The organism is Sulfitobacter dubius, assembly GCF_900113435.1.
Taxonomy (GTDB): Bacteria; Pseudomonadota; Alphaproteobacteria; order Rhodobacterales; family Rhodobacteraceae; genus Sulfitobacter; species Sulfitobacter dubius.
The window spans coordinates 946,375-960,286 of the sequence record NZ_FOPG01000001.1 but is presented as its reverse complement, the minus strand read 5'-3'; the positions used below and the strand labels follow the sequence as shown (position 1 = coordinate 960,286).

At 61.1% G+C, this 13,912-nt stretch carries 16 protein-coding genes and 1 tRNA gene; 5 read left to right on the top strand and 12 right to left on the bottom strand.

Annotated features, from left to right (window positions below; translation table 11 throughout):
* The first annotated feature begins 25 nt into the window (after positions 1–25).
* Both BM229_RS04710 and BM229_RS04705 read left to right on the top strand, forming a co-directional pair.
* Entirely contained in the window at positions 26–1,252 is a 1,227-nt protein-coding gene (locus BM229_RS04710; RefSeq protein WP_093926492.1) for an RSP_2647 family RNA methyltransferase, read from the top strand.
* Positions 1,252–1,803 carry an RSP_2648 family PIN domain-containing protein gene (locus BM229_RS04705; RefSeq protein WP_093926491.1) on the top strand — a complete coding sequence of 184 codons (552 nt, stop codon included), beginning with the start codon at positions 1,252–1,254 and terminating at the stop codon, positions 1,801–1,803. The genes BM229_RS04710 and BM229_RS04705 overlap by 1 nt, the downstream gene beginning before the upstream one ends.
* Here BM229_RS04705 and BM229_RS04700 read toward each other — a convergent pair.
* The 6 genes from BM229_RS04700 to BM229_RS04670 all read right to left on the bottom strand — a co-directional run bounded on the left by BM229_RS04700 (position 1,800) and on the right by BM229_RS04670 (position 6,868).
* Positions 1,800–2,483, bottom strand: a complete 684-nt coding sequence (locus BM229_RS04700) for a M48 family metalloprotease (RefSeq protein ID WP_093927219.1) — start codon at positions 2,481–2,483, stop codon at positions 1,800–1,802. The two genes, BM229_RS04705 and BM229_RS04700, sit on opposite strands and share 4 nt — an antisense overlap.
* 73 nt (positions 2,484–2,556) lie before the next feature.
* On the bottom strand, positions 2,557–2,988 hold the full coding sequence (locus BM229_RS04695; protein ID WP_093926490.1) for an OsmC family protein: 432 nt from the start codon (positions 2,986–2,988) through the stop codon (positions 2,557–2,559).
* A gap of 77 nt (positions 2,989–3,065) precedes the next feature.
* Positions 3,066–4,253: a vWA domain-containing protein gene (locus BM229_RS04690; protein ID WP_093926489.1), complete on the bottom strand. Its 1,188-nt coding sequence runs from the start codon at positions 4,251–4,253 to the stop codon at positions 3,066–3,068.
* The gene (locus BM229_RS04685; protein WP_093926488.1) at positions 4,253–4,423 is read right to left on the bottom strand and encodes an apolipoprotein acyltransferase; all 171 of its coding nucleotides are present in this window, start codon (positions 4,421–4,423) and stop codon (positions 4,253–4,255) included. The genes BM229_RS04690 and BM229_RS04685 overlap by 1 nt, the downstream gene beginning before the upstream one ends.
* Positions 4,424–4,450: 27 nt before the next feature.
* Positions 4,451–5,821, bottom strand: coding sequence for a DUF2927 domain-containing protein (locus BM229_RS04680; protein WP_093926487.1), 1,371 nt, complete (start codon positions 5,819–5,821; stop codon positions 4,451–4,453).
* Between the two features lie 207 nt (positions 5,822–6,028).
* The gene (locus BM229_RS04670) at positions 6,029–6,868 is read right to left on the bottom strand and encodes an AAA family ATPase (RefSeq protein ID WP_093926485.1); all 840 of its coding nucleotides are present in this window, start codon (positions 6,866–6,868) and stop codon (positions 6,029–6,031) included.
* Between the two features lie 168 nt (positions 6,869–7,036).
* Between BM229_RS04670 and dksA the strand changes: the two genes are divergently transcribed.
* Together dksA and BM229_RS04660 are read left to right on the top strand one after the other, a co-directional pair.
* A complete protein-coding gene (gene dksA / locus BM229_RS04665) occupies positions 7,037–7,459 on the top strand; it encodes an RNA polymerase-binding protein DksA (RefSeq protein ID WP_093927218.1) in 423 nt (140 codons plus the stop codon).
* An 84-nt stretch (positions 7,460–7,543) separates the two neighbouring features.
* Complete coding sequence (locus tag BM229_RS04660; RefSeq protein WP_093926484.1) at positions 7,544–8,710, top strand: FAD-dependent monooxygenase; 1,167 nt, start codon at positions 7,544–7,546, stop codon at positions 8,708–8,710.
* Positions 8,711–8,743: 33 nt separating this feature from the next.
* Here BM229_RS04660 and BM229_RS04655 read toward each other — a convergent pair whose 3' ends face one another.
* The 5 genes from BM229_RS04655 to BM229_RS04635 form a co-directional block, all read right to left on the bottom strand.
* Positions 8,744–9,793, bottom strand: a complete 1,050-nt coding sequence (locus BM229_RS04655) for an ornithine cyclodeaminase (protein WP_093926483.1) — start codon at positions 9,791–9,793, stop codon at positions 8,744–8,746.
* 12 nt (positions 9,794–9,805) lie between these two features.
* On the bottom strand, positions 9,806–10,717 hold the full coding sequence (ctlX, locus tag BM229_RS04650; RefSeq protein WP_093927217.1) for a citrulline utilization hydrolase CtlX: 912 nt from the start codon (positions 10,715–10,717) through the stop codon (positions 9,806–9,808).
* A complete protein-coding gene (gene rocF, locus BM229_RS04645) occupies positions 10,717–11,640 on the bottom strand; it encodes an arginase (protein ID WP_093926482.1) in 924 nt (307 codons plus the stop codon). Before rocF ends, ctlX begins: the two co-directional genes overlap by 1 nt.
* Positions 11,641–11,770: 130 nt before the next feature.
* The gene (locus tag BM229_RS04640) at positions 11,771–12,238 is read right to left on the bottom strand and encodes a disulfide bond formation protein B (protein WP_093926481.1); all 468 of its coding nucleotides are present in this window, start codon (positions 12,236–12,238) and stop codon (positions 11,771–11,773) included.
* On the bottom strand, positions 12,235–12,813 hold the full coding sequence (locus BM229_RS04635; protein ID WP_093926480.1) for a YqaA family protein: 579 nt from the start codon (positions 12,811–12,813) through the stop codon (positions 12,235–12,237). Before BM229_RS04635 ends, BM229_RS04640 begins: the two co-directional genes overlap by 4 nt.
* Positions 12,814–12,936: 123 nt before the next feature.
* Between BM229_RS04635 and BM229_RS04630 the strand changes: the two genes are divergently transcribed.
* Positions 12,937–13,020, top strand: a tRNA-Leu gene (locus BM229_RS04630).
* A 120-nt stretch (positions 13,021–13,140) separates the two neighbouring features.
* Here the strand turns inward: BM229_RS04630 and BM229_RS04625 are convergent.
* Positions 13,141–13,503, bottom strand: a complete 363-nt coding sequence (locus BM229_RS04625) for a hypothetical protein (protein ID WP_093926479.1) — start codon at positions 13,501–13,503, stop codon at positions 13,141–13,143.
* Between the last annotated feature and the right edge of the window lie 409 nt (positions 13,504–13,912).

Sequence of the window (13,912 nt, the reverse complement as noted above, 5' to 3'; positions counted from 1 at the left end):
GGCACGAACCCAGTACGAGGGCGCTATGACAACGCCCCAAACCCCCTCCGCCCCGCAGCCCGCCACGCTTCCCGTGGTGCGCCTTTTGCCCAAGGCCAACGCCCGTGCCATCCGCCATGGCTTTCCTTGGGTCTATGCCAATGAATTGGTCACTGACCGCCGCACGCGGGGCCTTGCCCCCGGCACGCTGGCGCGGCTTGAGGACGAAAACCGCACGCCCATGGGGCTGGTCGCGGTCAATCCGAACTCCAAGATCATCGCCCGGATGCTAGACCAAAACCCGGAAACTGAGATCGACCAAGCGTGGTTTGAGACCCGCATCACCCGCGCCCTTGCCCTCCGCGGCCAGCTTTACGATCAGCCTTACTACCGCCTGATCCATGCCGAGGCAGATGGTCTGCCCGGCGTCATCATCGACCGCTTTGGCGACACCTGCGTGATCCAGCCCAACGCCGCTTGGGCCGACGCGCTGCTTGAGCCGCTCGTGGCCGCCCTGCAATCAGTGACCGGTGTGACCAATGTGCTGAAGAACGCCTCTGGCCGCACGCGCAAGCTCGAAGGGTTGGACGATGCCTCGGTCACGGTCGCCGGGACCACGCCCGAAGGCCCGCTGCCCGTACCGATGAACGGGGCCACCTATATGGCCGACCTCACCGGCGGCCAGAAAACCGGCCTGTTCTATGACCAACGCCCGAACCATGCCTTTGCCGCCAATCTGGCGCGCAATGGGGCACGGGTGCTTGATGTCTTTGCCCATGTCGGCGGCTTCTCCCTCGCGGCCCTCGCAAACGGCGCGTCATCGGCGCTGGCCGTTGACGGGTCTGCGCCTGCGTTGGAGCTGGCCGAAGCCGGGGCCGCCGCGATGAACATGCAAGACCGTTTCGCGACCCGCCAAGGCGATGCATTTGACGTGCTGACCGCCCTGCGCGATGAGGGCGAGACCTTTGACGTGGTGATCTGCGACCCGCCCGCCTTTGCCCCCTCGCGCCAAGCGGTCGAGGCAGGCTTGCGCGCCTATGAGCGCGTGGCGCGCCTCTCGGCGCAACTGGTGGCAGAGAATGGTATTTTGGGGCTTTGTTCCTGTTCCCATGCCGCTGACCTTGCCCAATTCCGCACCGCCTCCGTGCGCGGCATTGGCCGGGCCGGGCGTCGCGCCATGCTGCTGCACACCGGTTTCGCCGGGGCCGACCACCCGCAACTGCCGCAGTTGGCGGAAAGCGGATATCTCAAGTCGCTGTTCTTCCGCCTATAATGCAAAACCGTCCGCGTGTGCTGATCGACACCTGCGTGCTTTACCCCACGGTGATGCGCGAAATGGTGTTGGGCGTGGCCCGGACGGGCGCGTTCGAGCCGATTTGGTCGGCGCGTATCTTGGAGGAATGGGCCCGCGCGGCGATCAAGCTTGGCCCCGCGGGCGAAGCGCAAGCGCGGGCCGAGATCGCACTGCTGCGCGGCAACTGGCCGGGGGCCGAACGCGCGGCCTCCCCCGGCCTGCAGGCGCGGCTGTGGTTGCCGGATGCGAATGATATCCATGTGCTTGCCGTCGCCGTAGCCAGCAGTGCTGACATGATCCTCACGCTCAATGCCAAAGACTTTCCGCGCCAAATCCTCGCGGAAGAGGGGTTAAGCCGGGCCGATCCCGACAGCTATCTGTATGGGATTTGGCAGGCAACACCGGAATTGGTCGCCCCCGTGGCCGACGCCGTTTTGCAAGAGGCGCGGCGGCTGTCAGGCGAGCAATGGGAGATGCGCGCTCTGCTGAAAAAGGCACGGCTGCCGCGGCTGGCAAAGGCTCTGGCCTAGCCCTCCCACCGCAGTTGCAGCTTGCGCAACGCGGCGACTCGTTCCTCGGTCTTGGGGTGGCTCAACAGCCAAGCGGGCGGGCGTCCAGCGCCGTTCTGGCTCAGCGCGTCCAACTTCTCGAACAGGGAAATCTGTGGGCCGATGCCGATGCCCGCTTTGGTCAGCAGGGCGGCGGCATAGGCATCGGCCTCGTATTCATCGTTGCGTGAGAGGCGGGCAGCCAGCAGGCTGGTCAGCCCGTTTGCGATCAGCACACCGATCCCGGGAATGATCCGCCTCAGCACCATCGCCAGCGCCGTGCGCAGGGCGTTTTGACCCGAGAAATCGATCATCCGCCGCCGCGAATGGCCAAGCGCCACATGACCCAACTCATGCGCGATGACGCTCGCCAATTCCTCAGCCGTTACAGCGCCTTGTCGGAACTTGTTGTAAAACCCGCGGGTGATGAAAATGCGCCCATCGGGAGCTGCCAGCCCGTTGACCGGTTCGATCTCATAAAGATGCACCTTGATGCGCGGCAGGTCCAACGCCTTGGCCATCTTGGCGCTCATGTCGTTGAGTTTGGGGTCCACCAAGGGGGTCGATTTCGCGTCCAACTCGCGCGCCGTGCGCCAAGCGGAGAAACGATACATGGCCAGCGCGTAAAGGATGGCAAGCAGAATGGGGAGAAAGCGGATCATGCCCGCAATATGGGCAGGCCGAGGGCCGGGGGCAAGCGGCACAAGGCCGCGCCCCCGGTTTCATGTCATGCGATCAGACGAGTTTTGCGTCCATCGTGATCTCGGCGGTCAGAAGCTTGGAGATCGGGCAGTTTTCCTTGGCGGTCTTGGCGGCCTTCTCAAAGTCCTCTTGGCTCGCGCCGGGAATTTTTGCCTCGACCGTCAGGTGCACTTTGGGCACGTGGAAACCACCGTCTTTCTCTTCCAGATGCACCTCTGCCTTGGTCTCGATACTGTCAGGCGTTAGATCGCTTTCACCAAGGATCATCGACAACGCCATGGAGAAACAAGACGCATGGGCCGCGCCGATCAGCTCTTCGGGGTTGGTGCCTTCTTTGCCTTCAAAGCGCGTGTTGAAACCGTAAGGCTGGTCAGACAGCACGCCGCTCTCGGTAGAGACATGGCCCTTGCCCTCTTTGAGCGAGCCTTCCCATTTTGCATTGCCGGATTTTACGATCGAAGCCATTGGAATGTCCTTTCACTGTGCTTGCGTTCGTCACCTCAACTGACGCGGCGCGGCAAAGTTTCAAGGTACAGTCTCACTCAGCGGGTCATCGCCTTGATGCCCCGGCTCAAGCCTTCAAGGGTCATCGGCACCATGGACTCGGGGCCGAAAATCTCTTGGATCATCGCGATCGACTGGGTGTAGCCCCACTGCCGTTCCGGCACCGGGTTGATCCACAGATGGTTTGGCCATTGATCCCGCGCACGCGCGAGCCATGTGGCACCCGACTCCGCGTTCCAATGCTCATTCGCGCCGCCGGGGTAGGCGATTTCATAGGGCGACATTGAGGCGTCACCGACAAAGATGCATTTGTAATCAGAGCCATAGCTGCGCAGCACCTCATGGGTGGGGATCTGCGCGTCCCAGCGGCGGCGGTTGTCGCGCCAGACGCCCTCGTAGAGGCAGTTGTGGAAATAGAAATGCTCAAGATGTTTGAACTCGCCACGCGCGGCGCTGAACAACTCTTCAACGACCTTCACATGCGGATCCATTGAACCGCCGATGTCGAGAAACAGCAGCACCTTGACCGCATTGCGCCGCTCTGGCCGCGTTTTCACATCGAGATAGCCATGCTCTGCCGTGGCGCGGATGGTGCCGTTGAGGTCGAACTCTTCCGCCTCCCCGTCGCGTGCCCAACGGCGCAAGCGCTTCAGCGCGAGCTTGATGTTGCGTGTGCCGATTTCGACGTTGTCATCCAGATTGCGGAACTCGCGCTTGTCCCAAACCTTGACCGCGCGCTGGTGACGGCTTTCCTTCTGACCGATGCGCACGCCTTCGGGGTTGTAGCCATAAGCGCCGAAAGGTGAAGTGCCCGCCGTGCCGACCCATTTCGATCCGCCCTGATGCCGGCCTTTTTGCTCTTCGAGCCGCTTTTTGAGCGTCTCCATCAGCTTGTCGAACCCGCCTGCGGCTTCGATCTCGGCTTTTTCTTCTTCGCTCAAGTGCTTTTCGGCCATCTTGCGCAGCCAGTCTTCGGGCAGGTCCACGGCCTCAAGAACATCATCAAGGCTAATATTCTCCAGCCCCTTAAAGGCCGCTGCAAAGGCGCGGTCGAACTTGTCGATGTTGCGCTCGTCTTTGACCATCGACACGCGGGCGAGATAGTAAAACGCCTCCACGTCATAGGTGGCCAGCCCTGCCTTCATCCCCTCCAGAAAGGCCAGAAACTCGCGCAGCGAGACCGGGACACCGTGGCGGCGGAGTTGATCGAAGAATGGCAGAAACATCAGAGGCTCAGCGCGCGGTCCAGAAGAACCGTGGCGATCATGCCGACGATCAGGAAGGCAAAGCCGTAGCCTGCGGCATATTGCGCGATGTCCTTGCGATTGCCGCCACGTTTGCGTGCGGTCAGCCCGCCGATTATCGCGCCAATCAGTGCCAATCCGAGTGCTATCATAACCTATTGCCCGTCTATTTTGCGGGCCTATCCATTGTGCGGGTTCAGGCTTGCGATTTCACGCAGCTTGGCCCGCACGGCCCAGTCAGGGCCAAAGCCGTATCGCGCCCAGCCGATGCTGTCCAGCCTGACGCGGCGCGCCTCTATGCCGCGGCCTTCGATCTCCAGCGCTTCGGCCTTGAGCAGCATGAGCGTGGCTAGAAGTGCTGCGTTTTCGCTCGCCTCGGCGATGGGTAGATGCGGCTCAATCAGGGCAAGTGCGCCGGCACCATCGCCGATGGTCACCGCATAGCCCGCCCGCTGGGTGCCGACATAGGCGCGATGGAGCGTGGTGCCGGGGGTGCGGGCATAGAGGGCGTCTGCCATCTGGTAATGTGTCTGCGCGGCGGCCGGGTCGGTCATCTGCGTGACGCGGCCCATGGCGTAATGCGAAAAGGCGTGGCGATTGTCTTGCCAGCCTTGGGTCTGGGCGATGCGCAGCGCGTCGCGGGCGGCATTCAGTCGGGCGTTGCGGCTGACGTCACGGCCAAGGGCCGTTTGGATCGCGCGGCTCCAGACCTGCGGCGTGGCGCGGGCGGGGCGGGGGGCTACGGTGCCGCCTGCGGGGTTCACCCGGGCCAGAATGCCCGGCAGACGGGCGGCTACTTCCTCGCGGTCCATGCCCGAACGCAGCGCAGGGTCATAATAGATGCGCAGCACCAGCATGTCGAAACCGGTCAGCACCGTATGCACATTGTCGTCGTTAAAGACCGAATCCGGCAGCCGGTAGAGATCGTTCAGCGGCCCAAGCGCTTGGGCCAGTTCCTCATGCAGGCAATCGCGGCTTTCCTGCGGGCTCACGTCATTGGGGAGGAAGATCGCTAGCTTGCGCCGCTCGGTCAGGCGGGTCCAATCGGTGGCGGGCGAGCGCCGCGTGCGGCGGTATTCCTCAAGCGTGCTGACGTTTGGCACCACGAAACAGGCCGCCTGCGGCAAGAGCCGCCGGATTTGGGCGCGCTGCACCGCTTGAATGGTGACGCTGGCCTCTCCGCCCGTGACCTCACGCAGTTCGATCCCGGCCTCGCGGCGCAGGCGGGCCAGCAGTCGCGCAAGGTCCGGCCCCAGCGTGGCGGGCGGCTGGCCCAGCACGCGCAGGGTGATCGGTCCCTCGAAACGGGTCAGAACGGGCAGGGCGCGGCCACTTTCCATCCGGAAGGACAGGTCGAGGAAATCCTCTGCCAGCGCGGCATTCGACACATGCGGCTGAGCGGGGCGGGCTTGGGTGAACTGCTTCATCGGGGGCAGGGTGCTGTCGGCGATGACCGCGCGGGTTGCCACCTCGGAATGCGAGGCGGGCACGCAGGCGTTCAACAGCATCATCAGCGGCAGGAGCAACCGTGCCTTCACCCCGCGCTTCATGCGCTTGGGCTTTCAAGATGCCAACTCCGGCGTGATCTACAAAAGAATGCGCACGGCGTTGCCGCTGTTTGTCCCTGCATTTGCCTGCCTCATCTGTCGCTCTATCCGGGTCTTGGCGCCCGTGATTGAAGCAAGCCTAGGCAGGCAAAAAATCAAAAGCGAGGAAAATACCCGCTTTTGACCTAAAGTCGTCGAGGTGTTGCCGCCCTACCGCTGGCGCCGCGCCATGAAAGCCAGCCGCTCAAACAGATGCACGTCCTGCTCGTTCTTCAGCAGCGCCCCATGCAGTTTGGGCAGGGCGTTGGGGCCATCCTTGGCGAGATCCTCGGCATCCATATCCTCGGCCAGCAGCAGCTTTAGCCAATCCAGCACCTCGGATGTCGAAGGTTTCTTTTTCAGCCCCTGCTGCTCGCGGATTTCGTAGAATTGCGTCAGCGCCGTGGTCAGCAACTGCTGCTTGATGCCCGGATGGTGCACTTCGACGATCTGCTTCAGGGTCTCCATTTCAGGGAAACGGATGTAGTGAAAGAAACAGCGGCGCAGGAAAGCGTCGGGCAGTTCTTTTTCGTTGTTGGAGGTGATGATGACAATGGGCCGTTGGCGCGCGCGGATCGTCTCGCCCGTCTCATAGACAAAGAATTCCATCTTATCGAGTTCTTGCAACAGATCGTTGGGGAATTCGATATCGGCCTTGTCGATCTCGTCGATCAGCAGCACGACCTTTTCATCGGCGTCGAACGCCTGCCAGAGCTTGCCCTTGCGGATGTAGTTCTTGACGTCATGCACCCGCTCATCCCCCAATTGGCTGTCGCGCAGCCGGTTCACGGCGTCGTATTCGTAAAGCCCCTGCTGCGCGCGTGTGGTCGACTTGATGTTCCACTCGATCATCCGCAGGCCCAAGGCGTCGCTGACCTGCCGTGCCAATTCGGTTTTGCCGGTGCCCGGCTCGCCTTTCACCAGAAGCGGACGCTCCAAGGTAACCGCCGCATTCACGGCGACTTTCAGGTCGTCGGTGGCGACGTAGTCTTTGGTGCCTTGAAATTTCATCTTGTTTTCAACCTCGTGTCACGGGCGCTTGATCCTTGGCCTTTAACCAAAAATCAAAGGGATTGTGTAGTGACAATTGTTACCCGCTCAGATAGACGCTGCGGCAGGGAAGATGTCGGGAGACAGGCCTTTTTAATGTCTGAATTGAAAACCGCCGGGGAAAAAGAGATGAAGCAGGAAGTTTTCCTGCCGGACGATTACAGTCCGGCTGAGGACGAGCCATTCATGAATGACCGTCAGCTTGAGTACTTTCGTCGCAAGCTGATCAATTGGAAATCGGAACTGTTGGCAGGTAGCCGTGACACCATCGAAGCATTGCAAGACGGCACGCGGAACATTCCGGATGTGACCGACCGTGCGTCGGAAGAGACCGATCGCGCGCTGGAACTGCGCACCCGTGACCGGGCGCGTAAACTGGTTGGCAAGATCGATGCGGCGCTGCGCCGGATTGATGAAGGTGAATTTGGGTACTGCATGAAAACCGGTGATCCGATCTCGCTTAAACGGTTGGATGCACGGCCTATCGCAACCATGACGCTTGAGGCGCAAGAGCGTCACGAGCGGCGCGAAAAAGTCCACCGTGACGACTGAAGCCATTTAGAACACCACAAACGCCGAGGCTCACGCTTCGGCGTTTGTGATTTAGGTATAATTTAAGCGCGGTCTGAGGCTGGCATGAAACCTTCCAATGCGATTGTCGTCGGTGGTGGGATCGGTGGGCTGGCGCTGGCCACCGCGTTGGCACGCAAGGGCGTGGCCGTAACCCTGCTGGAGCAGGCCGAGAGATTTTCCGAAATCGGTGCCGGGCTACAGATCAGCCCCAATGGCCTTGCCGTATTGCGCGCGCTTGGGTTGGAGCGTGGTTTAAAAGCCCGCGGCGCGGTACGGGGTCAGGCGGTGCGCCTGTGCGATTATGCTAAGGGCACGCAGGTCGCGCGGCTTGATTTGATGCGCTTGGCTGATGATCAGCGCTATTACTTCCTCCACCGTGCCGATCTGATAGATCTGCTGCGCGAGGCTGCGCGGCGCGAAAATGTAAGTTTCGAGACTGGTGCACAGGTCGCCTCTATCCATCCCGGCGCATTGCCTCAGGTCCAGATGGCGCGTGGCGGGCGGCGGCGGGCCGAGCTTGTGGTGGCCGCTGATGGCATCCATTCTGTCGGGCGGGTGCAGTTGAACGGAGCGGATCAGGCTAGGTTTTCAGGCCAAGTCGCCTGGCGTGCGCTGATCCCCAATGACATCAATCATGGGCCGGAGGCACGGGTTACCATGGGGCCGGGGCGGCATTTGGTCAGCTATCCGCTGCGCGAGGGGCGCATGATTAACCTTGTCGCCGTAGAAGAACGCCCCGATTGGGCCGCCGAAGGCTGGCATCACAGCGATGATCCCGCCAACCTGCGCCGGGCCTTCGCCAGTTTTGGCGGCGAAGCCGCGCAGATGATGCAAGCCGTGCGCGAGGCGACCCTTTGGGGGCTGCATTATCATCCGGTCGCCAGTGAGTGGCACGCAGAGGGCGTGGCGCTGATTGGCGATGCGGCGCATCCGACGCTGCCGTTTTTGGCGCAGGGCGCGAATATGGCGTTGGAGGATGCATGGGTCTTGGCCGATCACCTTAGCCGCCTGCCACGCGATGCGGCCCTTGCCGCCTATCAAGCCGCCCGCATCGACCGCGCCCGGCGCATTGTCAAAACGTCAGAGGGTAACGCCGCACGCTATCACCTGCGACCGGGGCCGATCCGTTTCGCGGCTCATAGCGGGTTGCGCATCGCCTCCAAACTCGCCCCCGGCGTGATGCTGGGCGCGTTTGATTGGCTCTACGCCCATGATGTCACCAAAGGGTAGAGGCCACCGACCTTAGCCGGTGGCCCAAGGGGTTTAGCCTGCCCGTTGTAGCATTCCGAAAAGATCACGCGGATCATCGGGATCGGCCAGCAGATCAAGCGGCTGGAACAGCCCCGTCTCGGCAATCTGGTTGCGGACATAGCGCAGGGCTGAGAAATCCTCGATGGCGAAGCCTACAGAGTCGAAGAGCGTGATCTGCTCCGCAGTCCGGCGGCCTTCGGCCTGACCGGTCAGAACTTGCCAGATCTCGGTGACCTCGTGATCTGCTTCCAACTGCTGAATTTCGCCTTCAATTCGCGTCTGTTCGGGGAACTCCACAAAGATATCAGAGCGGTGCAGGATCGCTGGGGCCAGTTCTGTCTTGCCCGGGCAATCGCCGCCGATGGCGTTAATATGCACGCCGGAGCCGACCATATTGTCGGTCAAGATCGTGGCATATTGCTTGTCCGCCGTGCAGGTGGTGATGATCTGCGCGCCAAGGATCGCGTCCTCAGCGGTGTCGCATTCCACCACTTTGATACCGGAGCCCGCCAGATTGCGCGCACATTTCGCGGTCGCCGCGCGGTCGATGTCATAAAGCCGGACCTCGTCCACGCCGCAGATCGCCTTCATCGCAAGGCTCTGAAATTCGGACTGTGCGCCATTGCCGATCATTGCCATCACATGTGCGCCCTTGGGGGCCAGCAAACGCGCCACCACAGCCGAAGTCGCCGCCGTGCGCAATGCCGTGAGGATCGTCATCTCGGTCAGCAGGACCGGATAGCCATTGTCGACGTTCGCCAGCAAGCCAAAGGCGGTCACGGTCTGGAACCCGTCTTTGGTGTTGTCGGGGTGGCCGTTGACGTATTTGAACCCGTAGACATCACCATCCGAGGTGGGCATCAATTCGATCACGCCTTTCTCAGAATGGCTCGCCACGCGGGGGGTCTTGTCGAACAGCTCCCAGCGTTTGAAGTCGGCCTCGATATACTCGGCCAGCCCACGCAGCATGTCTTCGACGCCGATATGGTGGATCAGCTTCATCATCTTGTCGACGGAAACGAAGGGCACCAGCGCTTTGTCGGAGGGTTTGAGGTTGGTCATGTTCAAGTCTTTCTAATTGCGGCGGGCAAGGTGCAGGCCGGCGATCATACACCGGACAGACCCGCCAGCGGTCTCGATTGTGGGAATGGTCAGGGGCAGGATGCGGGCGTGGGTCTCGATCCTTGCCACCTGATCGGGGTCAAGAGCGGCCAGCGCGCGGGCAGAAATGGCCATGATCAGCCCGTCGTTACCGTCCAGCTCAATGGCATTTCCGGCAAACTCGTCGATTTGATGCGCGGTCAGTGCGATCACATCCCGTCCGGTTTCAGCGAGCCTGTCTCGGACCATTTTACGGCGCTTGGAATCGCTGATCAGATCAAGCCCGACCAGTGCTACCTTGGTGCCAACGGCCATCAAAACATTGGTATGATAGACCGGACGGCCTTGGGCATCATGGGCATCAAAGGCAATCGGCTCAAAGTTGAAGTTGGTGCAGAACCGCTCCAACAGAATTGGATCGGCGCGGTGCGAGCGCGCCACATAGGCCACGCGCCCGATGTGATCGAGCACCATCGCTCCGGTGCCTTCGAGCGCCAGATCGTCATGCTCAAGGCCAGAATAGTCGATCACGTCCTGCACCCTGTAACGGGTCTTGAGCAGGTCGATCACATCCCACCGGCGCTCGCGGCGGCGGTTCGCGGCATACATCGGATAGACCGCCACATGCCCGCCGGCATGGGTTGAGAACCAATTGTTCGGAAACACACTGTCGGGCGTCTCGGTGCCGGTGTCGTCGAAATCATGCACGGTGATGCCGACGCCGCGCAGCGCGGTGACGACGTGGTCAAACTCGGCCCTTGCAGCCTCGGCAACATCGCCAACGCTGGCGCGTTGAAAGGCATTGTCGGCCTGTGTCTCAGGGTTGGAGCGGAAATGATGTGGGCGGATCATGACAACCGCCCGCGGTGCCTGTGCCTGCATGATCAATAAGCGCGCGTTGGGCGGTCAAACACGCGGCGGCCAAAAGCCGAGGCGGTGAGGTCCACCATCAGTTGCGCGGTGCGGCCCCGTTCATCAAGGAAGGGGTTCAACTCGACCAGATCGAGCGAGGTCATCAGACCGCTGTCCGACAGCATCTCCATTACCAGATGGCCCTCGCGCACGGTGGCACCGCCCGGCACAGTCGTGCCCACGGCAGGGGCGACCGAGGGGTCGAGGAAATCGACATCCAGCGAGACATGCAGCATGCCGCCCGCCGCTTCGACCTTATCCAAGAACCGCTGCAACGGCTTGGCGATGCCGCTCTCGTCAATCTCGCGCATGTCGACGTAGGTGACGGTGGTTTCCTGCAGCGCCGCGCGTTCAAGGGCATCTACAGAGCGCAGACCGATCATTGCAATATTGTCGTGGGGCAGGGGCGTGTCGATCTTTGGAAAGCCGTCGAACCCCTCGCGCCCAGTGACATAGCCCAAGGGCGTGCCGTGCAGGTTGCCGCTGTCGCTGGTCTGGGGCGTGTGGAAATCCGTATGCGCATCAAGCCAAAGCACAAAAAGCGGGCGGCCTGCCTTTTCGGCGTGGCGCATGGCGCCCAGCACGGTGCCAAGCGCCAGCGCGTGGTCGCCGCCCATAAAGATCGGCAGCCCATCGTCCATCGCCGCATCGGCGGCGGCGGCAAGGCTTTCGGTCCATGCAATGGTCTCTTCCAGCGCGTGCAGCTTCTCATGCTCTTGCGCGTGGAAAGGCGCGGGCGCAACATTGCCGCGGTCGATAACGCTGTGACCAAGGTCGCGCAGGGCGCCTTCCAGCCCCGCTGTGCGGTAGGCGTCTGGCCCCATCAAGCAGCCGCGACGGCGCTTGCCACTGTCCAGCGGAACACCCAGTAAGATGCAGTTTTGTTGGTTCGACATGGGGACTCCTGAGCTGTTTAAACCCAGATAATCCGCGCATCTGTCTAGCAGCAAGCCGTCAAACTGACCGTTTCGGGGGTGAATTTAACAAACTGGAAGTGCGATTGTCCAGTTTGTCAATTTATGTGGGTTAGGCTGCCTTGCGCGCAGCGGCCACCCAAAGACCAACCAAGATAAAGGAGAAGATCGCATTCCACCCCGCCATCGATAGGCCCAGAAACTGCCAGACGATCTCATCGCACATGACAAGGCCGCTGGGGCCGTCGGTGGATAAAAGCGAGCCCCCGTCCAGGCTGCCCAAATCCATGCCGCCCCCGGTGCAGGAGCTCGGCCCCGGCCACCAGCCCCATTCTACGCCCGCGTGATAGGCTCCGATCAGCCCAGTGACTGCTGCCGCCGCAGCGCCAAACCATGCAAGAACACGCGGTCCGCCCAACAGCAAGATCGCCCCGATCAGCACCGCCGCAGCATGTGGCCAACGCTGCCAAAGGCACATCTGACAGGGCGCATAGCCGCCCAAGTGCTGAAATCCAAAAGCGCCAAGCAACAGCGCGGCAGAGCCGAGCGTTGCCAGTGAAGTCAGTGCTTTGCCCGTCATAGAACCTTTACCACCATAAAGCCGCCAATCAGCAGGGCGACGGCCAATGTGAACATCAAACCCAAGCGCCGTTCAATGAAATCTCGGATCGGTGCGCCAAAGCGCCACAGCAGCCCCGCCACGACGAAGAACCGCAGCCCGCGGGCAAGGATCGAGGTCATGATAAAGGTGCCCAGCGGCATCCCTGTCCAGCCCGACATGATCGTGATGACCTTGTAAGGAAAGGGCGTGACCCCCGCGACCAGCACCGCCCAGAAGCCCATATCGTTGAAACGGGTTGAAAATTCCGCCATGGCCTCTGCCTTGCCCAAGCTTGCGAGGATCGGCTGGCCTAGGCTTTCAAAGGCGAGCGCGCCGATGGCATAGCCCAAAAGCCCGCCCAAGACCGACGCAACCAGCGCCACCCCAGCGATCAGCCAAGCCCGGCGCGGCCGCGCGATGATCATCGGAATCATCAAAATGTCAGGGGGGATGGGAAAGAATGAACTTTCAACAAATGCCACCACGGCAAGGGCCCATAGGGCGTGGCGGTGCTGGGCCAGGCCCAAAGTCCAGTCATAGAGGCGGCGGATCATTCGGGGGCTCCGGCTGTTTTATATGCATCACCATGTCGCGTGACCAAGGTCAAGCAAACAGGGCTTAGATTTTGTGAAAATCCTCTTGCTCACACCGTCTTTGCAGGCTACATCGCCCCACGTGCCCAAGTGGCGGAATGGTAGACGCAGGGGATTCAAAATCCCCCGCCGCGAGGCGTGCCGGTTCGAGTCCGGCCTTGGGTACCAACATTCAAATACCTGATCTTCTTATGGAAGATCAGGTATTTTGGTTTTTGAGGGCATTTGTTCTGAGGTTCTGATCGTGTGACTCACACAGATGGCTCGCGCATGGCTGTAGATGGGTTGTTAATCCACGTTTCTCCTGAGCGGCATGGCTGAGCTTTTCCCTGCTGGCGTCCTTCCTGTCGTACGCGGCCCTTTCAGCACTTTGACCTGTGACCGCCTGAATCTCAGCATCGCTCCGGCCTCAGCAAGTTCGACGATAGCGAGTTTTCGTAGACCATGGAGCACGTAAGGGGATGCCCGTTTTCCCAGCGTCCCGCGCCAAGCGCGGAAGGTTTTCTCGACCGAGTCATATCCTAGGGGTTCGCGCAGGTTTTTAGACAGAACATGTTCACCACTTCTCTCATAGGTGGCCAGTGCAGCTGAGAGTGATTGCGGGCAATAGACTTCTAGCTCCTTGTCGGCCTTGTCGTCGACCACGGTCATCCTGAGGCAGTTTTCGGCTCTCCATTTTGCACCAGACGTTAAAAGGATTCATAGGCTCACTCGAACGCTTGGCCTTCGCCTACTTCCATTCGCATTAACATTTTCATCGTGCGGACGTAATGTGTTCGGCCTGCAACTACCTGTCGCCTCAGTTGCAAACGGGCCAATTACAAACTGCGGTCACTTCGCGGCCGCAGCGACCGACAACAAAGTCCGCTTTGCCGACTTTTACTCGCCGAAAATGCTGCAAGGTGGATGAATGGCCGGTCTGATAAAGCTGCACCGCAGAACTCAGTCGCGCAGTCAATTGTTCGAGCAGCGGTGAACTCCATCCCTTCAGAGCGGTAAAGAGTGCCGCTCAAGCTGTCAGCCGGAGTTGCACTTGCGCGGTCCGCCAATGCTGCCTTGC